Source organism: Rhizobium sp. SG2393 (assembly GCF_042610495.1).
Lineage (GTDB): Bacteria > Pseudomonadota > Alphaproteobacteria > Rhizobiales > Rhizobiaceae > RU20A.
The window spans coordinates 104,953-127,271 of record NZ_JBHGAP010000013.1 but is presented as its reverse complement, the minus strand read 5'-3'; the positions used below and the strand labels follow the sequence as shown (position 1 = coordinate 127,271).

Here is a 22,319-nt window from a genome sequence, read left to right as displayed (position 1 = left end):
TGCATGCAGACCCCAGCCACTGGCTGGGATAGAAACGCGATCTTCTTCGCCAGTTCCGGCCGGGCGGCTGCATGCAGACCCCAGCCACTGGCTGGGATAGAAACCTGGGCCTCCATCGATGCCGCAGATGCGGACATCTGCATGCAGACCCCAGCCACTGGCTGGGATAGAAACTCCTGATCGGCGAGGTCGCCGCAGACTTCCTCGTCTTCTGCATGCAGACCCCAGCCACTGGCTGGGATAGAAACGTCGGGGTGTCGCCGTTGAACTCGAACATCTTCTGCATGCAGACCCCAGCCACTGGCTGGGATAGAAACCCCGTGGCAAGGTTCGCCACGCCTAGGCCGTAGCTGCATACAGACCCCAGCCACCCGCTGAGGGTCGCCATCCGGCCAGTGCAAATCACAGATCCGGCCCTCCACGCTGACGGGGAGGGCCGGCTGTGTGCGCCGGAACTGTCGGTTGGGCCTTGGCTGGCGGTCAGGCGTCAGGCGCGATCGACGTCGTGGGTCACATCGTAGCTGCGCACCGCAAAGGTGTTGGTGTCCACATATTGCACGTGACGCCGATCGACCAGCGTGGCGAAAGCCATGCCGGCGGCGCTGCACAGGGCCTTTCCGGAGGTGATGTCGACAAGGATATCCTCGTCCCGGTAGCCATGGACGGTGAGAAAGTGGGTATTGACGCGGTAGAGGATCTCCACGAGGTCGGGCATGCTCTCGTATTGAACGGCCTGCGGCAGCCGCATGCCGGTCCGGTAGCCCGGGATTTCCAGTTCGTCCGGCGTCATCACCCGCACATCGCCCATGTCGTGATGTTTCAGGAACTCGCCGAGAAAATCGCGGAAGACGGGCATGACGTCGATCGAGCCGATGCTGGCGGCACCGACCGGCAGGGACGGGATCACGATGATGCGCCGCAGCCGCGAATTGCCGAGAATGTGGGGGCGCAGCGCCTCGATATTCATGCGCCAGTTGAAATTGCGCGCGCTGAAACGCGCCGAGATCGCATCCCGGCGCCCGGCATCGTTGTCCAGCCCCGTCACGGCGTAGGCAGCCTTGCGGACCGTGTCTCTATCCGGGGGAGGCACGTTTTCGCCGGCCAGTGCGGAGCGTTGCTGGACGATGCGGCGGCTGGAGTCCGCGTCAGTGAGAAGGCGGACATGCCGGGCCATCGCCATGACCTCGTCCTTGTAGGCGTCCATGCCCGCCTGCGCCTGCTCCGCCGTCTGCATATGGCCGGGCACGCTGAGGAACATGGTCACGACGCGGGCATTGTTCGGCGGACCGAAATGCACGACAGGCCGCATTTCGCTAAGATCGCGCGCCGCGAGCCGACGCAACTTCCAAACGATGGCAAGAAACACAAAGAGCAGCAAGCCGAAGCGCAGGACCAGCAGGCCGAAGGGGCTGTCGACCGCCGGATCGGCGACAGGTGCCGCAGGCGAGGCCGAAATGGCGCCTGCGCCCGGATACGACTCCACCGCCCAGAGACCCAGACTTCTCGCCAGACTGCTCGCAAGCGTCCAAAGGCCATCCAGAATCGGCAGGATCAGCGGCTCGATCATGGTGCTGATGAGGTTCACGATCACGACGAGCCCGACAAACCAGCAGATGGTCTTCCAGTTCAATCCGCCGACGCTTTGCAGCGCCTTGAGGGCGAGATGCGCCTCGCGGTTCGGGTTCTCCCGCCTTTCCTGCCGTCCACCGTCGCGGCCCTGTTCATCCCTCATCGACATTCCCCACGCGTTTGACCACATATTCCTCCAGCCGCGCATGCGCCCGGCGCAGCTCGTCTGCTGACAATTCCCGCCCGTCGCGCAGGTCTTCCGGGAGGTCCAGCGCCAGAAACAGGAACTGGGCGCCCGCCGCGCAGACGGTGGCGGCCAGATGGATCGGCAGTGTTCCCATCACAACGTCACCGGAGGTGATGATCGCCGGATCGAGATGCCTGAGATGGTGCGCCGTGATCCCGAGGTTCCGCGCCCAATCCACCGCGCCGGGATGACGGGAGATGAAGTATTCGGTCATTTCTTGCTGTATTCCGCCCAGGAGGTCGCGAGGCGCTTACATTCATTCTTGTCCGTCAGCACCGGTCTTGAACCGTTCGGGAGCGTCGCCTCGAAGTCACCATTGTCAAACAGCTTGGAGATGACGCGAATATCGTCACCTCCGTAATCGACGACCTCGCCAACCGCCGGAACCCAGGCATCGGCCATCTGTCTGGCGGCAAGTTCTTCCGCTTCCCGCATCTGCTTCTCCAGTTCCTGCCTTATACGAAGCTCGTCTTGCATACGAATACGCTCCGCCTGTGCACGGGCGGCCCGTTCCTCACGATTCTCCATCCGCCCGAAACCGATCGCCGTTTTCGCGCCCGCGCCGATCCAGTCCAGCGCTTCCGACAGCAGCGTGAACGCCCTGCCTACATCGTCGACATCGCCTTCGCCGCGCGGCGCGATGGCAAACAGGAATTCGGTGTTTTCCTTCACGGCGAGGAAAGGGATCGGATTGGGGCTGACCCAGTCGCCCGGCTGATGCCTCTCCGGCCTCTCACTCAGCCGCCAGTCCCCGATATGCGGGGTGATGATCTCGGCCACGAGTTGCACCGGCTGCGTGGGCAATGCGTCGAAGACGATCACGCTGCCGACGCCCTCGGGCTCGTCCCTGGCATTGACGGGGCCGAACAGCCGACCGATCTCGGAGGACTCCTTTTTAGCCCACAGCCGCGCATAGGCACGCATCATCCCCTTAATGGAAGAACCGGGCAGGTAGGGAATCCCGAGCGTGTGGTGAAAGAGCATGCCGTTTTCGATCGGGTGCTCGATCCCCGTTCCGGTGACCAGCCGCCCCGTCGTCTCATAGGCCCTTGCTTCCCCCTTGATCGCCTCCACCAGTGTGCTGAGGCGCGAGACGGCTGCCTTGATCTCCCCGGCATCCCCGCTCGGAAACGTGGCGACGTCCTTGCGCGCACCCGTCGGGTAGAGACCCGTTTTCGGCCGCTCTCGGAACTGCGCCAGAACCCAGCTCATCTTGCCGCCGTAGGTCTCGTTCTCCCCGCCAGAGGCCGGCGTGATCTTGTCAAAGCCTGGTTCCCAGAGATCGAAGAACTTCGAAAAATATAGACCCCGATTGATCTGGCGCAGATTGATGTCGGCCTTGCGGGGCGGAAGAGGCATGCTCATTCGGCCCCTCCCTCATCCCGCAGAAAGGCGACAGCGAACTTCTTCAGCCATTCCAGATAGGCCATGGTTTCGGCCTGCACCTGCAGATACGTTTTTTCATCCGTCATGATGGTCTGAAAAATCCGCTTGGCGCGTTCCTGCGGATCGGTGGGCATCGGCGGTAAACTTTGGCGGACGGGTCCCGAGGTCCAGCCATCGCAGAGCCAGTCGGCGACATCGGCAAAAAGGGCGCGATGCCCGGGCTTGCTGCCCGCGTTGAGCATCGCCAGCGCCTGGCCAAACCCGCTCTGGATGATCGTGGCCGGGAGGCCCTTCACATAGGAAACGTATTTCCCGTAGCTAGCGGGAGCATCTTTTTCCGTCTGGCGGCTCTCGATGCGTGCGAGCGCATGCAGCGCGCGCTTCTGGTCAAGGGACGGTTTGGTTTGGGGTTTTGCATCAGGCATTGCTGCCTCCTGCCGGGCCGGTGACGAAGGCTGCCCGGAACCAGCCCTGGCCGATGGTCTCGTTTCCGCCCATCTGAATGTATGGCTGCTTCCCGATCGCCGCGCGAAGGAGGCTGACAGCATCGGCCCGCCGCTCTCCCAGCAGCAGATAGAGCACCGTGTCGGGCGCCAGGCTCTCTTCATGCCAGAGGTTGCTGCTGATCTTGTCGTCGCCCAGCACGTTGCGCGTCATCACCGGAAGCGCATAGCGCGCGAAAAATGTGAAGTTATCGTCCGACAGAAGGATCAGGCGGCGGTCGACAAAGCCTGCCGCCGCCTGCAGCACGTGCGTCTTCAGGAAATCGAGGGTGTCCGCGGGAATGTCGCCGCCGTGGGAGAACTCCCGCTCTTCAAGCCCGATCGTCGCGTCCCTGGTTGCCGCACCCAGATAGGTGCCGGATTCCACCGATATCGAAGGCAGTGCCGGAAGCCCTTCAAGGCCGGCGCGCCGCATATCCCGCCAGAAGCGATCCAGCAGCGCCGGGCAGGTGACCCATTTGAAGGCATCCGTGAGCGAGCGCACCGGAAGCAGCAGCAGGCGTGCATCGGAAACGAGCAGGTTGCCGGCCTGCAGGTCGTCCCCGGCATCCGCACCCCCGGCGCCTTTCGGCCCGAAAAGGCGGTCGATGGCGCTCTGGCCGAACTGAGCTTTTTCACCCGACCAGACCCTCAGCGCACCCTTGACACCGGAACCCGGCACGAAGGGGTAGCTTGTCGCCCGCTCCCGCGCCACCGGCAGGTCGAGGGCGCCGGCGGATTGTCCGGTCCCGACATGAATATGGGTTTCTGCAACCAGCGACAGGATCGTCGCTTCAAGAGTCTTGCTCACCACTGATCTCCGTCACCATGATCCAATAAGATACTGGCCAAAGCCCCATGCGGCGCCCATTCCTAGCCCGGCGCCGATGGGGCTGTCCGGCGGCACGGCCTCGCCTTCTTCGAGTTTCATGAAGAAAACCGATCCCGCCGGTATGGCCCGGCGCAGGGGGATCGGCTGCCGGGCCTTTGAATCCCAGCCGCCAATCGGCACCGCCTTGCCAAGGCAGGCGCTGACGATCGTGCCGGGCAGATCCCCCAGCCGCCCACCGGGCTCCAGCGCCGCTTCAGGCACGAAAGAGGAGGTGAGGATGACGCAGTAGCGATTGTTTGCCGGGGACAGCGACCTTTTCGGGGCCGACCACCCATCCGCCGACACGGAGACGCTCGCCATGCGATGCTCGCCCCCGAAAGGCTGGAGAACGTCGAGCGTTTCGATGCCGTTCGCCGCGTCGCCGTCGGTGTCCCAGCCGGTCATGGCAAGCCCGATCGACACATCTCTTGCCATGCGGACGTGGGTTGCCGTGTAGAGCGCACCCGGGGTGACGGATCTGGCCGTTGCGTCGATACCGATGCCCACGCGCGTTTCCATCGCCCACAGATGATCTGTCTCGATCACATCGTCCTTCGCCGGCAAGGCCCCCGAAGCAATTTTGGCCATCCCCGCCGATGTCACCCACCGGCTTTCGATCGGTTTAATTCCGACGACGTCGCTCGTGGCCGATGGCAGTTGGACATCGGATCCGAGATCGCAGGTTCGTCCCTTTCCGGGCGCCAGGCGGACAAGTGTATCGCCAGCGGCGCCCTTGCCTTCCATGACATGAAAGGGGATGCGATAGAGCGGCTGACCTGCGCGCAGGACCGTGGGCGCGGAGAAGGCGAGAGGCCCGAGGCAACCGGCTCGGCGCCAGTCGGTTCCGTCTCCGAGCCTTGACGGGTTCCAGGTCTTGCGCTGCGGATCGATCAGCGACCAGAGTGCGACGCGGGCAGCCCCGACCAGGCTGGGCGGATGCGGCGGGAACACGCTGACGGCCCGGCTCGCACCCTCGTCGGCCTGGTTGAACGGACGGCCATCGCGAAACATCAAGCTGTCAATGGCCTCGAAGATCAGGTGTCGAACGGATGACGTCATGGTCAATCGCCTCGCTTTCCCGTCGTCCCGTTCCACAGGCTTTCTGCGCCGAGGAAATGCGCCAGAATCGCGCTATCGAACTGGTAGCTAGCCGAGACATGTTTCTCGTTTTTCTGGCGAAACGGCGTAAAGCCGATGTGAAGAAGGGGCTTGACCGCGGCGTCAACCGCCTCCGCGGGCAGGTCCGAACGCCGGGGTTGCTTCCTGTATTCCGCCGAAAGCAGGGCACGCACGACGTTGCGACGGGAGAAAAGTAAACCCTCCGCCTTCCGAGCCTCCTGTTCTGAGAGAGACTGGTCGGTAAGCGGGGCGTATCTCGACCGGACATTATAGAGAAATCCGGTCGAATACTGATGTGGCGCGCGCGCGACCTCGAGGAGACAGTCGATCGGATTCGGCTCCGCTTCCTGCACCGGATCCCACGTTGTCGTCCAGTCCACGGCAATGCCACCGGGTTTCAAAACGGCAAGGGACAGACTGTCACGCCCGTTGGCCTTCTTGGCGATCTTATCGAGATAATGATGCGCGGTATCCAGCACCGTGCGCAAGGCGATCTTGTACTGCGCGATCACGATCGTGCCTGAAATCGTGAAATCGGCCTTTTCAAGCTTCGATGACGCCATCGCCGCGTGAAACGCCTCCTGATAGGCCCTGCGCAAGGCGCGCGCCGCATCAAGTGCGGTATCCAGCGGCAGCAGCGCCAGCACGTCGTCGCCGCCGGCGTAGATCAGCGCGCCGTCCGACGGGTTTGCGCCCTTGCCCGGCGCGAAGTAGTCCTTGACCGCACGGGTGAAACGCGAAAGCCCGTCCTTGATGACATCGGAATGCGTTCCGACATGTTCCCCGATGCGGTCGCCGTCCATCAGAAGCAGGGCGTAGAACTCGGTGGGGCTCAGCCCCTGCCGCTCCGGCGTGTCGCGGGTCAGGTGATCGTAGGCAGCCAGAAGATTGCCACGCTCGCCGGTGGGCGTCAGCGGCCATGTGATCAGCCCGTCCCGGTGCAGAAGGTGACCGTCAAGGGCAAAGAACTTCGTCTTGGGCAGGCCGAACAGCTGGGTCGTGGTTTCCCCGAAGAAGCCGCTTTCACTTTGTCCGAGGGATTGACGCACGCTGTCGACAAAACGCTCACGCTCCGTCTCGGTGGTCGATCGCTCGGCCCATTGCAGCCAGGGAAGGGCGGCCATATAGCTCACCGACGGCCAGTTGACGACATTGACCGCATCGCCTCCCGGCCGCCAGCCGAGGATGTCAGCCTCCTCAAGATCATCCAGCAGCGGAAAGAGCCGCTTGACCAGCGCGATGGCGCAAAGGCGTTCCGACGTGCCAATATTCAGTTCGCCGAGCCGCCGACGAGAGTCGCTGTGTTGATAGGTCTTTTCGCGCAGCGCGGCATAGAACGCATCCTGATCGACCCTGTTCTTCAGCCGGCTATACCCTGATATCTCCTGGTAATTGCCCATCAACACGCAAAGGTCGCCGCCTTCTTCGCTGGCGGTGCCGTCGATGAACTGCAACTCGTCGCGCCAGTTCTTGCGCTGGTCGAGCCATGTGACATCGTCCTGCCCATCGTCTCCCGCGACCCAGGCGGTCTGCCAGAAGGACAGGATCTGCCGATCCCAGATCGCGCGCGTCCCAAGCCCTTTGTCGGCGACGGGCTCGATGAACTGCGTCCAGATTGCCTCGGAAAGCGCCTTCCAGGCATTTTCAATCGCCGACACGCAGATCTTGCCAGCGTCGCCCGAGACAGCGCTGACATCAGCCTTGAACCGGTTCGGCAGGGATCCGACGAAGGGCGCTTCCGGCACTTTTTTGCCGGACGAACTTGCGCAGATGGCCCGGAAGATGTCGTCCCCCGCGATATCCGGAAAGATGATCGTCCCGCCCTTTGCGATGAGCGCTTCCATTGCCTTGCCCGAGAGCCACGACAGGAGGAAGGATCCGGCCCACAGATCGCGCGTGCGCCGTGCATCGGCGATGAAGCCCTGGACCGGTCCCAGGCTGAAATGCAGAATGCGCGTCATCAGCCTTCCCTCGAAAAGATTGGACGGAGTTTGAGGTAGGGACCCTTCTTGCTGAAGGGCTTGTCACCCTTTGGTGGTGATTCCTGTGACAGGAAGTGCTCGAGGACTGGTAAGCCATCTCGCTCGAAGTCGTAGGCGAGGTTTGTCGCCCGGTTGGACACTTTGGTTTCGACCGCCACAGCTTTCGGTCTGCCTGTCGTGTGTTCAACTTTTGGAAGAAACTGTGCAGGCAGGAGTGAAAGCGCGGCGCAAAAGCGATCGTCACCGAGCTTGTGAATGTGAATGAAGAGCGGACTCGCCCGGCGGTCATAGGGGGGCTCATCTGTCACACGCGGTCCGCTGACACGTGCGCCGGACTTGTAGGCATGCGGAAGGCCGAACGCCGTCCGGAGTGGAACATGTCCCGGGCGGCTGCCCTTCGACCAGTCGTGGTCGTCTCTGAAATTTTGTTCGGCTTTGACGCCGTTGATCATGTGGTGGGGGTGCTGCTGGCCCTTGAATCCCCAGGCGCGGTAAAGCTGCATGGCTTCGCCAACGTCGTTGAGGACATCAAGCGGATTGGCTTTTTCTTCTTTGCTGATCGAGATCATCGAATCTTTCGACAGGGCAGTGATCTGCGCGTCCTTGAACGCATGCCGCTTTCTCAGGCCGAAATGCTGTTCAATCGCCTTTTGGTAGTCCGCCAGCGACGAAATCTGCATGTCCTCCCCGTCGAGTGTGCGAAGGCTAAGGCTTCCCAGCCCCCGCCTGACCCGTGCGCCAAGGCCTCCGAGCAGACCCAGTGCCTTGATGACATCGATCAACTCCTGATTGATATCAGGTTGAGCATCTCGCATCAGAATATTGAAGGCGAGGCGGGTATTCTGCCGGATGCAGGGTCTTACGAGACGTCCCGCAATGGATTTTGCGTTCGCAACTGTCCAATTCTGTTGATTGTCCTTCCTCACGCTCGCGGCGTCCACGAGCCCGTAAGCGAGGTAGCGTGCGCCCGGCCCGATTGTGTTGGGATCGCAGTGGTCTGCGCCTACCAGCCTGGGTGCTTGGATCGCCTCACCAGTCTTGCTGAGAACTGTGCCAGCCTCCACGATTCGGTTTGAGCTGAGAGAAGACGTTGTTTTCAGAAGGAAAGACGACTGCTTGCCAGGTCCTCCGAAGACCGCCGTTTCACGGGCACGGAATGCTCGGATTGCCTCGTTGTATTCTCGTGTATCTGGCGCCGCCCCCGCGCAGTACTTTCCATAATTCAGGACGCGCCACCAGAAGCACAACGCCCCCTTGAGGCTTGCCTCGCGAAAGCGCGTCGCCTCCTGTTCCGCGCCTCCAAGGAACATCGGGGTTACAAGGTCGAATTCAACTGACAATCTTGTTGCCACCATCATCCCCCAGTGCTGGTCACAAGATCAGCGTATGGTTGAGAATCTGTTTTAGCAACGGGTGTAAAAGAAAAAATTAGGAATTGCCTGCTGATTCTTATAGTTGCATAATCTTGTATGGATTCGATCGACCTCGCGCCTTTCATGGAGTGTCCTTTGCCCATGTTCCTCACTCCTGCATCTTCCCGAACAGATAGCACCCGCCGAAAAACGCGGCCGTAATCAGCGCGCAGATGCCGAAGAGCTGGCCGGCGCCCTCGACGCCGCCGAGCATGGCGAAGAAGGAGAACAGCCCGATCACGGCAGCGATCGCCACCGGCACCACGACAAGCGCGGCAAGGCCGATCTTGCCGAGCGCAATGCCGAGGAACAGAAGGACGAGAAGAAAGAAGATCATCGAAACCTCCATGCGTTCGAGTGATGCGGATGTCATAGGGACAGCGCCGGCAACTGTCGCGCAAAGCGCATTGTACGAATTGAGGCCAAGCCGCAGTGACCCTCTTGAAAATCGGGCTTTACGACACGCGCAAGCTGCGGCAACCATAGGTCAGCGTGTTTATGCCGGGGTTCGAATGGAACAGAAGATCAGGCTCGATCGCGGCCGCTCCTTTGCGCAGATCGTCTACCAGGTTGTGGTGGTCGAAAAGATCGTTGCGCTGGAGCGGGCAGCGGCAGCGCTCGGCATGGGTTACGATGCGCTCTATGCGCGCGTGAATGGTCGTACGCACTTCACCGCCGATGAAATCGCCGCGCTGATTGCCTGCGTTCCCGATCCGCGCCTGGTCGGCTATCTGCTGCGCCACAGCAATCTCGTTGCCGTCGAGCGGGTCGAGGACGGGCTTGACGATCCCGAGCAGGAGATCACCCGGGCCACCCACCGCATCCTCATCGAGGCCGCCGACGTGCTGGAGGCCGTCGATCATGCCTTCAAGGACAAGCGCATTGACCACCGCGAGGCCCTGGTCATCCAGCAGGAAATCGAGGTGGCCGAGCGCGCCCTGCTGACGCTGCGCGAGCACGTGCGCGCTGTCATCTGACTGTACGCAACATGACGAGCGAGATGGTCCTCGCGCAGCGTCCGGGATTTGCGGCACCGACGGCATCTGCGCCTTGGCGGCTCAGTCCTTCTGGGCGAGCATCGCTCGGACCATATTGCGGGCGAACCGCGTGGGTGGCGGGACTGCGCCAGCGGCCGCCGCACGGATCACCTTCAGCCAGGCTTCTTCTGCCGGCGTCAGCGCAGGCGGCAGCGCCCGTTCGATCAGCGCGATGGCATCATCACTGAAGAACAGACGCAGCGCAGGCAGCATCAACCTGTCCGCCTCGCAGCCAAGGAATGCAGCGGCGTCGTCCACGCGATCGAGCGGAAGCTTTGCCTCGTCTTCGATGACGCGTGCCAGGACGGTGGCAATGCCGGGCTGATTGGCGGCGGGGGAGGCAAGGTCGATACCCGCCGCGGTGGCGGCTTCGAGGATCGCGCTACGCAAATCGGTGTTGTTCATGTGTGTCTCTTTTCGTCAGTTGTTGATGTCTGATTTATAGCGTTGCCCACGTGGGATCGTTGTGGCGCTCGAAGGGGAGTGCAGCACGTGCGACGGGCTTCGACAGCAGGACTGATGGCACCAGGCCGCCTTGAGGGCGGGGCCAGGCGCCAGCGGGGAATGGCTGCGTTTGGCGGGACCGAGGGTATGCCGGCTTATAAGAGGCAGCCCGTTGCACGGCCCGGGGGCAGGCTCTATTCCGGCGTCTCGGCAAGGATCTTTGCGACAACCTCGCTGCCGGCCCTCCCGTGAAATTGCTCGATCGCCAGCACCAGGAGATCCGTGCGGGGTATCCTCAAGAGCGGTGCCAGGTCAGCAACCATCTCGATCGGCAGGAGGCGGGTTCCGGCGACCACGGCCTCAAGCAGCTCGATCGTTTCCTCCGGCACGTCATCCCATCGGCTCGGCTCAAACTCCCTGTCGTTGAGTGCAAGCCGGATCAGCAAGCGAAGGTGGAGGTTGACTGAACTGACCACGGGCGGCACCAGCTCGGCGTTGGCGGTGGGCATACCGAACACTGCCCGTATCCAATGCGCCATCTGTTCAGCCGACCAGGCCATGAGATCCCATGGGGCCAATGGTGCCCGGAATGCATCTGATTGGCGGCCAGCATCATCGGCTCTCTCACGGGCGCGCCTGTGGGCCTGTAGAAGGCACAGCTCCTCTTCCGTCGGCGTCAATGCCTCAAAATGCGTGGCATCTTCCGGGTGCATGGCGGATGCCGCTGCAAGAAGCATGAGCTGCTCTGGCGCGATCTCCAGGCATTCGGCAAGACGCGGCACATGCCGTGGATGTAGCGGTGCGTTGCCCCGGAGCAGTTGCATCATGGCCGGACCGGGCGTGTAGCCGCTGAGCGTTCTAAGTTCCGCACCGGTCAGATTCATCTCGCTCATGCGCAGCCGCAGAACGGACACCAATTTGCAGCGCGCCGGGTGGGGTGGGCGGGATGACCTCATTGCTGGTCCTCCTCACGACGGCTATCTGTGGGCGAGTTGGTCACCCTGCCGCTCAGTTGCTGCTCGTCGAGCATGCCGGTGTCCTGGCGCTCGTCTGTCGAGGGGGGAGCGTCTGCGTCTCGCCGCGCCTGTGTGCTCGAAGCCTTGGAGCGCCGCTTCTTTCGCCGCTTGCGCTTCCACGTCTTCAGCATTGCTGCGACACGCGGCTGGACGCGGCGCAGTGCTTCTTCGCGGTCCACGCCGATGAGCAGGAGGGTCTCGTATTCGGTGAGGTTGTGCCGCAGATAGGTCTGCAGGGTTATGCCGACAGCCATGCCGAGGCTGGCGTTGCGCCACTCGCGCTCACTGATGGAAGTCGCGAAGTAGTTGAGGGCGAATTCCGGGCAACCAGGGTGTTCTTTCCTGAGATGCTGGGCGACGTCTTCGTAACTGTATTTGACCATGATGTGCTCCTGCGTGTTGCATGGAGCCCACTAACGATCACACTGATGGTCACTTAAGCAAACGCTTAAGTGTCTGTTTTCTGTGGGTAAGTCGACGTTTGCAAAAATAATTTTCGCGTATGTGCTCCGGACGCAACAGATGGAGCTGTCCTGGTCGTGGACACGAAGTCCTAGGGTTTCCGAGGAACGTCGATGGGGATGCCTTATGGTGCCACCGACTTCCGGGCGCGGAACCTCCCATGTAAAGTCAATGCAACCTTGGGGCGATCTATATGGTTGACGTTCCCGTTGACGCTGTCAACTTTCGCCCGGGTCATTCTCGCCGTCCGTCAACATTTCTCGGTCAGAACGTTGACATATATTGATCGAGCGGACCAGCAAAGGCAACGAAATGTTGTCGGAGCTTTCCAAAAAGTTGTCGTTTTGATGTGGAAATCGCTGTTTTTCCGATGCTGTCAACTTTCGTGAGGGCTCGTAGAGCGGGAGATACCGCAAGCAATATCAAACTTTCCGGAGGGAGCGGTAGAACAACCGCCGGTGTATCCGCTTGTCGACGTCTGCCAGTTTGCCGCATCTTCGGAAACCCTTGCTGGCCAGCGTCGAAAACATATTCGATCAGTGATCTTTCGCGTGTGGCCGAGGGCCGTAGGAGAGTCTCTGGAAGAGCGCTGCGTGCTGTCACTGGACCGATCCACTCGCATCACCGGAATACATGGAGCACTCGACCGTGGAGGACAGGCGGAGCGCCGGCGCCTTGTCTTCCGCGCCTGGTTCGCTTGAAACCTGCCATCCCGGTCCCTGGCTGAAGGAGTGCGGCGGAGGACCGCCGCACCCGCTTTCGGTCACCTCATCGAGAGGGGCTCGACGAGCTCGTTGAGCGTATGCCGGATCGTGTCGACCTCCTGCTTACGGGAGACATCGTCATCCATCGTCTCAAGGTGGAAGCGCAGCCGGTCAAGGAGAGCGATGGCTGAGCAACGGTTACCGCGCAGCCGCTGCTGCGCGGCGGTGAGGTCATCCCAGTCGTCAAAGTCGACCAGCATGGTGCCCCTGCCGTCCCGGTCGATGTGGTAACCCCAGGCGTCGTAGTCAGGATAGTGGGAGGCCAACTCCCGGAAGAACGCTGCGGTCTTCGGGTCGTCCTTTTCCTTGTCACGGGAGAGTGCCAGGTAGAGCTCCCGCTTCGGCAGCGTCATGCCGTGGACACCGGTCCTTGCTGCAATCTCCTGCGGGTAGTCGAAGGAGTAGCAGCCCTCGTTTCCAGCAACATTCTCAAATTCAGTCATATTCGTCTCCTTCAATGAAGGTCCGGCGACAAGCCGGGCCTATATGATCAGGAGGCGTGTTTCGATCGCGTGCATTTCTTCGTTCCTTTTCTTATACTTACTTTATAGCGCGTTCTCGTCCGCGATGCAGAAGATTGTCGGCGCCGCAGCCATTTTTTTTATCCTCAGCGTGGCTTGCGCTCACGCGGCCGGGCTGCGGCCACCCTGGCGACCGGGGTGATCGTCCTCACTGCCAGCCTGGGCCGGCATGCCTGTCCATAAGGGCGATGACATGCTCCGAGGCGGCCTCGTCTTCCGGTGCAACTTGCCCATCCAGCAGGTAGTCCAGCAAACCGTAGGACACCTTGCGGCAGGTCAGCCCGAGACGATCTGCTACCTCAGGCGCGAAGATGAAGGCGCATTCCTCGGCATCCGGAGCGATGAAGTCATCACCGGCTTCATACCTCCAGAACGGATCATTGTCGTTTGCGGCGGTGATCATCAGTCTCTCATTTTTCATCGGGTGCATCTGTTCGTTTCCTCTTGCTAAGGGCTGCCGGTGTGGCAGCGTCCTTTCCGGGCCGGAGAGGATGCCGTGAGCCGTTGCGCGGTCGATGGGATGCCGGAAGTGGTCATTGCGGAACTTCATTTTTATTCATGACTTCCGTTATAGCGCTGGCGTCGTGGAGATGCTGATGTGACGTAAAAAAATCCGCTCGAGCCATGGACATTTTTCCGGCGGTGGTGGAACAGCCGCATGAGCGGCCTGGTGACGGCTCGCGTCGAACCGGACAGAAAGATGATCGCCACTCACACTGTCATTCTTCATCGGGACCGGGAGCTTCGCGATCCCGTGACGCTGGAATACGTCGAGGAGACTCTCAGGGGCTCACAGGCGCGCTTGCTCGGCCGGACTGTGGTCGGGCCGCGGATTGAGCTTGGCGCTTACCGGTGGGCTTCTGTGGTCGATTGGGTCGATGTCGAGTTTGAACTTGGCCGGCCGTCGCAGCACTGGCACCTGAACGACCGGATCGAGGCGCTCACGGGCCGGAAGGAATATCCGGAGGCGCTGGACGTCGGGCCTGGTGGAACAGCGACGCGCTACCGCCTGCGGGTGCAGGAGCCTGACTTCGGGCAGCTTAGGGGCGTGTTGACGGATATCCGGTCCGAGTATGGATTTGCCGCGCCGGCGCTCGTGGTCGGTATCGAGGTGTGCATTGACGCCTATCCGCTGCGACCAAGCGAGGAGGCAAGGGCGCGGCTCCACGGTGTCCTGGTCAGGCACTTCTTTCCGACGACGTCCTTCCTGAAGGAGCCCGAGCAGTGGCCGCGGGCCTTTCCTGGCCGGAGGCGCGGCAGGAAGATCGACTACATCGTCGCGCGTCGGGAGGGCGATCCGGAAGGTGATCTCATGGCCCGTATGACGCCGGGACACGATCGATCGCCGTTCTACGATGCAACGGTGTATGTCGGACGAAAAGACGATCCACTGGCCTCCTGGCGCATCCAAAACAAGGTCATCGACAAGCAGAATCTCAAGGCGGGAACGCAGCAGATCCTGAGCGAGGCGGAGAAGCGGATCCGGATCGAAGTCTCTCTTGGCCCTGAGGGTTGCCGGAAGGCTGGATTGGGGACGTTCGATGCTCTCGGCGCCTTCAGGTTCACGCGAATGCAGAAGATGTTCTTCCAGTTCATGAAGCCGACGTTCGCAGCGAAGAGGATCAAGTCCAGGGAAACATTCATGCCTGCGATCCGGAATGCCGTTGATGATCTTGGACGGCAGCGCTTCCTGAATGCCGGCGTGCTCGGTGTCCAGATCCGGGAGGATGCAAGGGATGAGATGGCACGCCTCCATCGCCCACGGTTGAAGAACTGGCATCTCAATCGTGGCTCCAGGATACCCGGAAGGCCGAGAACGGGCGCCGGAGCATATGGAACGCTGGTTGCCTATCAAGACCTGGCGCGGGCCGTCGAGCGTGCTCTTGCCGGCCTGCAGAGGCGGATAGAGGCTGAGATGAAACGGTAAGCGGCGGCCGCGACCTGTCTATGTCCGGGGATGCCACAAGAATGAGGTGCCGTCGGAGGAGGAGCCGATGTCGCAACACCCTTAAAGCTGTTGCAAGCAATGGACCATCACTTTGCAGACCTTGCCTGTTGCAGCGACAAGTTGCTCGCGCTTGCCGCCGGCTGCAACAGCTTTAAAGCGCTGGCCCATTGCTTGCTGCTGATGGCTTGTGGTCGCTGGCAGTGGGTAGGGACAGGTCGTGGTTGGCGGCGCCGGCTACCGCTGGCTTCTGAGTATTGTCGGTCGTTGGAGTACGTAGGGGAGATGGGGGCAGGTAGGGGAGGAGGCGCTTAAGAAGCAAGTTATCAGGCGGACAAGGCACGACCTAGACGCAGGGCCGGGAAATAAGCGAGTTGCCGCCGCCGCCGCGTCGATGGCGTTCGGGAAAAACCTGCACAGGACGTGTGTCGAGCAGCGCCTGGCGCCTACCGCAAGACTGGGAGACGCTTTTCACAGGCGCCGCGCCCGGAACGCGCTGAACAATCCTGCGGTAAAGAATCAATGACTTGGAGGAATTCTACGGCGGGGCTGTTGATATTCATGTTGGCGTGTGAGCAATGGGACGTCCCCGTAGCAGGGACAGCGTCTTGGTGCCGCTTCGTCCCTGTCCAACGGGTGGACAGAACCAGGAGGACGAAATGAACCCAGTCGATTTTGAAGTCATGGTCGCGGTTGATCGCGCGCTCGCAGCTTTCGATCTTTCAATGGTCGCTTCTGATGAAGGCCCGACGTGCCCGAGGGTCGAGATCACTGTGCCGCACGTCTCGCCGGCGGCCCGCGAATGCGAAGCCTTTTACCTTTCGTTGAATCCTGACGCGGCCGCCGATCTGAAGGCAACGGCCGCCCGCATCAAGGCGCGCGAGGCAACTGTCCGTGCCGGCATCATTCAGACCGGCCTTGAACTGATCCAGATCAAGGACAGCCTTCCTGGCCAGTTCGATCGGTGGCTGAAGCTGGAGTTCGACATGTCGAAGTCGACGGCCTGGAACTACATCAACGTCGCCGAGAAGTTCGCCGCCGCCCCGAAAGTCGTCGAGATCCTGCCGCCGGCCACCGTTTACAAGCTCGCGGCCAAGGCAACGCCGGACGCAGTCCGAACCGCGGTGGTGGACGAAATCAACGCGGGTGCGGTGCCGACGAAGAAGGAAGTTGAGACGCGGATCCGAAGGGCGAGGGGCGGCGGGGCAATGGGTGGGATTGCGACTGAACGTGAAGCCGACGAGCAAACGGAGACGCAGGAGAAATTGCGGACCCCGGTGCCTTCCGATCATTCCGGCAACTCGTCTTCGACCGTCCCAAGTCAGACGACACCAAGCAAGGTCAAAGGCGACAAGACGACGGCAGAGCCTGGCGGGAGTGCGGCGAGCCATGAAGCAGGCACTTTGTCGCCGACGCAAGCAGCCGTTTCCGCCGCTGAGTTTCTCCGGCGACAGCTCGGCGGGGAGTTTACCGTTCTCCGGTCATTCATCGAAAGCGCTGATATGGACCAGTTTCGGCTGGAAATGCTGAAGGTCGAACATTCGCCTGGCTGACCTGGCCAAGCGCGGCGCATTTCCATCTGTGGACGTCATCTCAGATGCCAGCGCCGCGCGTGTCCCATCGGCCCATCGGATTTCTTTCATGCCCGCCTGACGACATCCATCAGTCTCGCGTAATCGGTGACAACGTCGTAGCTGACCTTGTCGGCGGCGGCGCAACTCCTGATCTTCTCGAAGAAGCGCCGTGCACATTCGATTTTCTTGTTTTCGAGATCGCGCAGCTTGAGGGACGATAAGGTGCCTTTCGTCTCCGCCACGAAATAGATGTGGTGGACCGATCCTTGCCGGAACGAGATGGCCCAGTCGGGGTTGTAGTCTCCGACGGGCGCCAGCATTTCCTGCAGCCGTGGCGGGTCTATCCCCACGCCTGTGGGAGATCCGGCACGCTGTCGCCGATACCCATGATGCCCCAGGGTCTATCCCCACGCCTGTGGGGGAACCCGGTTCTTGTCTTCATTGGCTTCCTGATCTTCGGGTCTACCCCCACGCCTGTGGGGGAACCGCCTGAGAGGCTGCCAGACGCGCTTGGGCATCGGGTCTATCCCCACGCCTGTGGGGGAACCATCGGGCGCGCCGCCCGGATCTCCCGCCTGCGGGGTCTATCCCCACGCCTGTGGGGGAACCAGTCCTACTGTGCTGCCAGAAAATGAGGACGGGGGTCTATCCCCACGCCTGTGGGGGAACCGAGCGGATGGCTGATGCGCGAGACCGGAGATAGGGTCTATCCCCACGCCTGTGGGGGAACCCAAACGCTTGATCCTGCCGGCCTGACGGGGTGGGGTCTATCCCCACGCCTGTGGGGGAACCTGCCTGTCCCGCTGCCTGCTGCTGACGCTGCAGGGTCTATCCCCACGCCTGTGGGGGAACCCTCATGGGTGGTCATCGATCTTCCCCTGCCTGGGGTCTATCCCCACGCCTGTGGGGGAACCTTCCGGATGCTTCCTTGGCGCGCTTGAACATGGGGTCTATCCCCACGCCTGTGGGGGAACCTACCGCCATCGCGCGGACCTGCATTCTCTGCCGGGTCTATCCCCACGCCTGTGGGGGAACCGCTGATGAAAGGGTTGCAAGCGTGGCCGCGGGGGGTCTATCCCCACGCCTGTGGGGGAACCTACCGCCATCGCGCGGACCTGCATTCTCTGCCGGGTCTATCCCCACGCCTGTGGGGGAACCGCTGATGAAAGGGTTGCAAGCGTGGCCGCGGGGGGTCTATCCCCACGCCTGTGGGGGAACCTCGAATTGCCGTGATTTCCACATCCCGGCTGCGGGTCTATCCCCACGCCTGTGGGGGAACCAGGCTTGCGGAGGCGGAACGGGTGATCGAGCCGGGTCTATCCCCACGCCTGTGGGGGAACCCCTGAGGAGATGCTCATGGGGTCTGCCCTGCTGGGTCTATCCCCACGCCTGTGGGGGAACCACGCCAAGGTCAAGACCACGGCCGAGGGCGGAGGGTCTATCCCCACGCCTGTGGGGGAACCCAGCAAACCGCTAGAGCGGCGGCTTCTGCGGCGGGTCTATCCCCACGCCTGTGGGGGAACCGTCCTCGCCACAGGGGCGCTCACTGAAGCGCAGGGTCTATCCCCACGCCTGTGGGGGAACCCAGCAACCCGCTAGAGCGGCGGCTTCTGCGGCGGGTCTATCCCCACGCCTGTGGGGGAACCGTCCTCGCCACAGGGGCGCTCACTGAAGAGCAGGGTCTATCCCCACGCCTGTGGGGGAACCCCGTCCGTCCTCTGGTATGACAGCGGGTGGCCGGGTCTATCCCCACGCCTGTGGGGGAACCCGATCAGATGCGGCCCGTCAAGGTGTCGATCAGGGTCTATCCCCACGCCTGTGGGGGAACCGGCGACTTCAGGCTGAGATGGATCTGATAGAGGGGTCTATCCCCACGCCTGTGGGGGAACCGTTGGCGCTTCTGACTGGCAGGACCGCTACGAGGGTCTATCCCCACGCCTGTGGGGGAACCGCATAGGCGCTATCCGTCCATGTGCGCGTGACGGGTCTATCCCTACGCCTGTGGGGGAACCTGGAGGCAGAGCGGCAAGAAGCTGATCACAAGCGGTCTATCCCCACGCCTGTGGGGGAACCTCGTTTCGGATTTCCGGGGCTGGCCTCTGTCGGGGTCTATCCCCACGCCTGTGGGGGAACCGCCAGAAGCGCAAGCATCGCCTCGTCTTCGACGGGTCTATCCCCACGCCTGTGGGGGAACCTCGTTTCGGATTTCCGGGGCTGGCCTCTGTCGGGGTCTATCCCCACGCCTGTGGGGGAACCGCCAGAAGCGCAAGCATCGCCTCGTCTTCGACGGGTCTATCCCCACGCCTGTGGGGGAACCCCGCTTTCCTCGGCGGGGATTTCGTCCAGTACGGGTCTATCCCCACGCCTGTGGGGGAACCAGGCGGGAAATTTCCGTGGACTGATATTCGTAGGGTCTATCCCCACGCCTGTGGGGGAACCGGGTGCGCGTTCAAGCGCTCGGCCAGCGCTTCGGGTCTATCCCCACGCCTGTGGGGGAACCGGGCATGGTCATCCGCGAGGCTCCAGTCTGTGGGGTCTATCCCCACGCCTGTGGGGGAACCGGCGGGGGCCTTGCGGGTGAGAAGGGCGGTCAGGGTCTATCCCCACGCCTGTGGGGGAACCCGTGAAGCGCGCGTCGGGGGCCGTGGTTGACATGGTCTATCCCCACGCCTGTGGGGGAACCAGGCGGGAAATTTCCGTGGACTGATATTCGTAGGGTCTATCCCCACGCCTGTGGGGGAACCAGTCGGCGGCGCGGCAACGGTCGTTTCCCTCGGGGTCGATCCCCACGCCTGTGGGGGAACCTCATGCCGGTCACCGTATCGCCTATCCCGGGGGGGCTATCCCCACGCCTGTGGGGGAACCGGGCCCGTGCGGGTCGTTCGTCTGCCGGTCCCAGGTCTATCCCCACGCCTGTGGGGGAACCTCGGAAGTCGCGGGAGATGGGGCGCACTTTAAGGGTCTATCCCCACGCCTGTGGGGGAACCATATAATCCGTCTTCTGCCCCGGCGCGCCAAAGGGTCTATCCCCACGCCTGTGGGGGAACCCAGGTCGGCGATCGGCTTTGGGTGCGCGAAGCGGGTCTATCCCCACGCCTGTGGGGGAACCTCCCACGCGGTCGCGAGCGCGCTTGCGGTGCGGGGTCTATCCCCACGCCTGTGGGGGAACCCCGAGCGAGGAGAACGTCTCGGCGGCCGCCTTGGGTCTATCCCCACGCCTGTGGGGGAACCTGGCGCCTCCTGCGGCATGCCCGCCAGGATCACGGTCTATCCCCACGCCTGTGGGGGAACCATCGGGGCCCTGCGCATCGGCCTCGCCAAGCAGGGTCTATCCCCACGCCTGTGGGGGAACCATGATCGTCCACAGCGCCGCGCGCTCCGTGCCGGGTCTATCCCCACGCCTGTGGGGGAACCTACCTGATGGAAACCACCGTCTGGCCGAATGGGGGTCTATCCCCACGCCTGTGGGGGAACCCCTGCCACAGGCCGGAAATGCTGGTCATGCCCGGGTCTATCCCCACGCCTGTGGGGGAACCGCAAGGAGCCGACAGAAAGCGGCTCGGGATCAGGGTCTATCCCCACGCCTGTGGGGGAACCGGCGCGGGTGAACTGGCAGAACGACTGATGCCGGGTCTATCCCCACGCCTGTGGGGGAACCCGGCGTGGACGACAACCCCGATGGGAATGAACGGGTCTATCCCCACGCCTGTGGGGGAACCGCTTTTCGGGCATTGGCGTCGTGGCAACGGCGGGGTCTATCCCCACGCCTGTGGGGGAACCGATGGACAGAGCAGGAGGCAAGGGCCGTGGTGGGGTCTATCCCCACGCCTGTGGGGGAACCCCGTCTACGGAGCCTTCCACGAGGAGTGCATCGGGTCTATCCCCACGCCTGTGGGGGAACCAGGCTATCGGCTTCATTCTCCTGCCTTTGGTGGGGTCTATCCCCACGCCTGTGGGGGAACCTTCGGGGTCGAGCTATTCGACCGGGCAGCACAGGGTCTATCCCCACGCCTGTGGGGGAACCAGCGAGCCTGACGCAAAATTGGTCGTAGCCCAAGGTCTATCCCCACGCCTGTGGGGGAACCTAGGCATGGTCGCCGAGGCGCTTGTTCGAGACGGGTCTATCCCCACGCCTGTGGGGGAACCTCTGCCTCTTAAATAGCTGAAAACGCTACGATGTCAAAGAGCGGTCAACGGTTGGTGTCACCGGTGGCAAGGGGACGGCGGACGAGGAGCATGGCGTCGTGGGGCACGATCTGTCGGGGTGGTTCGCCAAGGGTGGAGAGGCCGAGGCCGCCATTGGCTGCACTGTCGGCGTAGGTCATCACGATGCTGCCGCGCTGGAGCTGGCTGTGCCAGTCTGCGAGCACCGACCAGATGCGGCCGCGCACGCCAGCGCTCATGCGCGGATGGGCGTAGACGCCGGCGGAAAGCTCCAGCATGGCCGAGCCAAGAAAGCCGCGGTAGCGGTCTTCCACGTCGCGCGTCAGGATCACCACCATCGGCATCAGTCGAAATCCTCAGGTCCTGCGGTGTCGGCATCTTCGTCGCTGGCTTGCTTCGTCCTGACGCTTTGGCTGCCGACGACGCGTCCAGCGTTCAAAGCGCCTTGGACGTCGTCCTCTTCCGCGTCCTGACCCACCAGAAGCTTGATCCGGTCGATCATGGAGGCGATGACATCCCGCTGGCGAAAGAGCCGGGCGGCGCGCCGGCGCGTCAGGCGTTCCACGGGCTCCCCCGTCTTCATCGCCTCCCTGGCGGCGCCGAAGGCGATGTCGAGCGTCACGTCGTGCCGATAGAGATCGGCGACATCGAGCACGAAGGACTGGCCGGAATCCTCGTGCACGAAGCCGAGCTGGGGAATGGTTGCCGTGCTGGCGACGGCCACGGCAGCGGCGGCGCGCATGGCGCTGGCCGCGTGGTTGATCGCCTGATTGGGAAGATCGCCGGCATTGGGGTTGGTCCGGTCGTAGTTACGGCCCTTCCAGGGCACGCCGTGCCGCTCGGCGGCGAGCTGGTAGCTGCGCTTGATGCGCGCGCCCTCCTGGCCGCGCAGCACCTCGATGTCGCGGGTGGGCACGATCTCGTCGAAGCGGATCGCATACATGGCGCGGGCCACCTCCATGCGGGCTTTCGGGTCTGCCCAGCGGCGCACCTGCTCGCGCGCCAGCGCCGACGTATCCGGCATCAGCGGCGGTGCGGTGTAGAAGCGAACGGCCCCTTCGCCGATCGCTGCCAGCGCGCAGCCATGCCGGGCAAGAAGCCTCAGCGCATCATGCGTGACGCTGGAGCCCGGGCCGAGGAGGATGATCGACAGGCCCTGATGCGGGATCTGGTAGTTGCCGGGCGCAAGCTCTCCGCCGCCGGCCGTTACGAAACGCAGGCACCCGTCCTCCAACTCCAGCCGCCCGCGGTCGAGCCAGACGAGGCCGTGCCGGTCGGAGTGGGGGATGCGCGCCTTTTCCAGGCCAAGGCGGCCGATTAGCAT

At 62.7% G+C, this 22,319-nt stretch carries 20 protein-coding genes and 2 CRISPR repeat arrays; of the genes, 3 read left to right on the top strand and 17 right to left on the bottom strand.

Translation table 11 applies throughout. The features are described from left to right. Position 1: 1 nt before the first annotated feature. Positions 2-387: direct repeats of the CRISPR family, unit length 35 nt; unit sequence GCATGCAGACCCCAGCCACTGGCTGGGATAGAAAC. Positions 388-487: 100 nt separating this feature from the next. The 9 genes from ACED18_RS20165 to ACED18_RS20125 form a co-directional block, all read right to left on the bottom strand. Next, on the bottom strand, positions 488-1,732 hold the full coding sequence (locus tag ACED18_RS20165; RefSeq protein WP_377295395.1) for a hypothetical protein: 1,245 nt from the start codon (positions 1,730-1,732) through the stop codon (positions 488-490). Next, positions 1,722-2,030: a CRISPR-associated protein Csx16 gene (gene csx16, locus ACED18_RS20160; protein ID WP_377295394.1), complete on the bottom strand. Its 309-nt coding sequence runs from the start codon at positions 2,028-2,030 to the stop codon at positions 1,722-1,724. Before csx16 ends, ACED18_RS20165 begins: the two co-directional genes overlap by 11 nt. After that, on the bottom strand, positions 2,027-3,181 hold the full coding sequence (gene cmr6 / locus ACED18_RS20155; RefSeq protein WP_377295393.1) for a type III-B CRISPR module RAMP protein Cmr6: 1,155 nt from the start codon (positions 3,179-3,181) through the stop codon (positions 2,027-2,029). The genes csx16 and cmr6 overlap by 4 nt, the downstream gene beginning before the upstream one ends. After that, positions 3,178-3,627: a type III-B CRISPR module-associated protein Cmr5 gene (locus ACED18_RS20150; protein ID WP_377295392.1), complete on the bottom strand. Its 450-nt coding sequence runs from the start codon at positions 3,625-3,627 to the stop codon at positions 3,178-3,180. The genes cmr6 and ACED18_RS20150 overlap by 4 nt, the downstream gene beginning before the upstream one ends. Beyond that, the gene (gene cmr4, locus ACED18_RS20145; protein ID WP_377295391.1) at positions 3,620-4,495 is read right to left on the bottom strand and encodes a type III-B CRISPR module RAMP protein Cmr4; all 876 of its coding nucleotides are present in this window, start codon (positions 4,493-4,495) and stop codon (positions 3,620-3,622) included. Before cmr4 ends, ACED18_RS20150 begins: the two co-directional genes overlap by 8 nt. Before the next feature lie 12 nt (positions 4,496-4,507). Then, entirely contained in the window at positions 4,508-5,614 is a 1,107-nt protein-coding gene (locus tag ACED18_RS20140; RefSeq protein ID WP_377295390.1) for a type III-B CRISPR module-associated Cmr3 family protein, read from the bottom strand. 2 nt (positions 5,615-5,616) lie between these two features. Beyond that, positions 5,617-7,635 carry a type III-B CRISPR-associated protein Cas10/Cmr2 gene (locus ACED18_RS20135; RefSeq protein WP_377295389.1) on the bottom strand — a complete coding sequence of 673 codons (2,019 nt, stop codon included), beginning with the start codon at positions 7,633-7,635 and terminating at the stop codon, positions 5,617-5,619. Further along, positions 7,635-9,014 carry a type III-B CRISPR module RAMP protein Cmr1 gene (gene cmr1, locus ACED18_RS20130; protein ID WP_377295388.1) on the bottom strand — a complete coding sequence of 460 codons (1,380 nt, stop codon included), beginning with the start codon at positions 9,012-9,014 and terminating at the stop codon, positions 7,635-7,637. The genes ACED18_RS20135 and cmr1 overlap by 1 nt, the downstream gene beginning before the upstream one ends. Positions 9,015-9,177: 163 nt before the next feature. Beyond that, complete coding sequence (locus tag ACED18_RS20125) at positions 9,178-9,405, bottom strand: hypothetical protein (RefSeq protein ID WP_377295387.1); 228 nt, start codon at positions 9,403-9,405, stop codon at positions 9,178-9,180. A 175-nt stretch (positions 9,406-9,580) separates the two neighbouring features. Here ACED18_RS20125 and ACED18_RS20120 point away from each other — a divergent pair, with 175 nt between their 5' ends. After that, positions 9,581-10,045 (top strand): phage regulatory CII family protein, encoded by a 465-nt coding sequence (locus ACED18_RS20120; protein WP_377295386.1) that lies wholly within the window; start codon positions 9,581-9,583, stop codon positions 10,043-10,045. An 81-nt stretch (positions 10,046-10,126) separates the two neighbouring features. Here ACED18_RS20120 and ACED18_RS20115 read toward each other — a convergent pair whose 3' ends face one another. The 5 genes from ACED18_RS20115 to ACED18_RS20095 form a co-directional block, all read right to left on the bottom strand. After that, positions 10,127-10,510, bottom strand: a complete 384-nt coding sequence (locus tag ACED18_RS20115) for a hypothetical protein (RefSeq protein ID WP_377295385.1) — start codon at positions 10,508-10,510, stop codon at positions 10,127-10,129. 233 nt (positions 10,511-10,743) lie between these two features. Continuing rightward, positions 10,744-11,442, bottom strand: coding sequence for a hypothetical protein (locus tag ACED18_RS20110; RefSeq protein ID WP_377295384.1), 699 nt, complete (start codon positions 11,440-11,442; stop codon positions 10,744-10,746). Positions 11,443-11,501: 59 nt separating this feature from the next. After that, a complete protein-coding gene (locus ACED18_RS20105) occupies positions 11,502-11,948 on the bottom strand; it encodes a DUF2293 domain-containing protein (protein ID WP_377295383.1) in 447 nt (148 codons plus the stop codon). Positions 11,949-12,790: 842 nt separating this feature from the next. Further along, complete coding sequence (locus tag ACED18_RS20100) at positions 12,791-13,234, bottom strand: hypothetical protein (protein ID WP_377295382.1); 444 nt, start codon at positions 13,232-13,234, stop codon at positions 12,791-12,793. Between the two features lie 226 nt (positions 13,235-13,460). After that, a complete protein-coding gene (locus tag ACED18_RS20095; protein WP_377295381.1) occupies positions 13,461-13,862 on the bottom strand; it encodes a hypothetical protein in 402 nt (133 codons plus the stop codon). A 108-nt stretch (positions 13,863-13,970) separates the two neighbouring features. On the opposite strand from ACED18_RS20095, the gene ACED18_RS20090 reads away from it, so the two are divergent. Together ACED18_RS20090 and ACED18_RS20085 are read left to right on the top strand one after the other, a co-directional pair. Further along, positions 13,971-15,239: a hypothetical protein gene (locus ACED18_RS20090; RefSeq protein WP_377295380.1), complete on the top strand. Its 1,269-nt coding sequence runs from the start codon at positions 13,971-13,973 to the stop codon at positions 15,237-15,239. A 677-nt stretch (positions 15,240-15,916) separates the two neighbouring features. Then, positions 15,917-16,810 carry a hypothetical protein gene (locus ACED18_RS20085; RefSeq protein ID WP_377295379.1) on the top strand — a complete coding sequence of 298 codons (894 nt, stop codon included), beginning with the start codon at positions 15,917-15,919 and terminating at the stop codon, positions 16,808-16,810. A gap of 86 nt (positions 16,811-16,896) precedes the next feature. Here ACED18_RS20085 and ACED18_RS20080 read toward each other — a convergent pair whose 3' ends face one another. From ACED18_RS20080 to cas1e, 3 genes are all read right to left on the bottom strand, one after another. After that, positions 16,897-17,160, bottom strand: a complete 264-nt coding sequence (locus ACED18_RS20080; protein ID WP_377295399.1) for a hypothetical protein — start codon at positions 17,158-17,160, stop codon at positions 16,897-16,899. A gap of 7 nt (positions 17,161-17,167) precedes the next feature. Continuing rightward, a CRISPR array of direct repeats spans positions 17,168-20,977; the repeat unit is 28 nt; unit sequence GGTCTATCCCCACGCCTGTGGGGGAACC. A 44-nt stretch (positions 20,978-21,021) separates the two neighbouring features. Continuing rightward, complete coding sequence (cas2e, locus tag ACED18_RS20075; protein ID WP_377295378.1) at positions 21,022-21,339, bottom strand: type I-E CRISPR-associated endoribonuclease Cas2e; 318 nt, start codon at positions 21,337-21,339, stop codon at positions 21,022-21,024. Further along, positions 21,339-22,319 carry a type I-E CRISPR-associated endonuclease Cas1e gene (gene cas1e / locus ACED18_RS20070; RefSeq protein WP_377295377.1) on the bottom strand — a complete coding sequence of 327 codons (981 nt, stop codon included), beginning with the start codon at positions 22,317-22,319 and terminating at the stop codon, positions 21,339-21,341. Before cas1e ends, cas2e begins: the two co-directional genes overlap by 1 nt.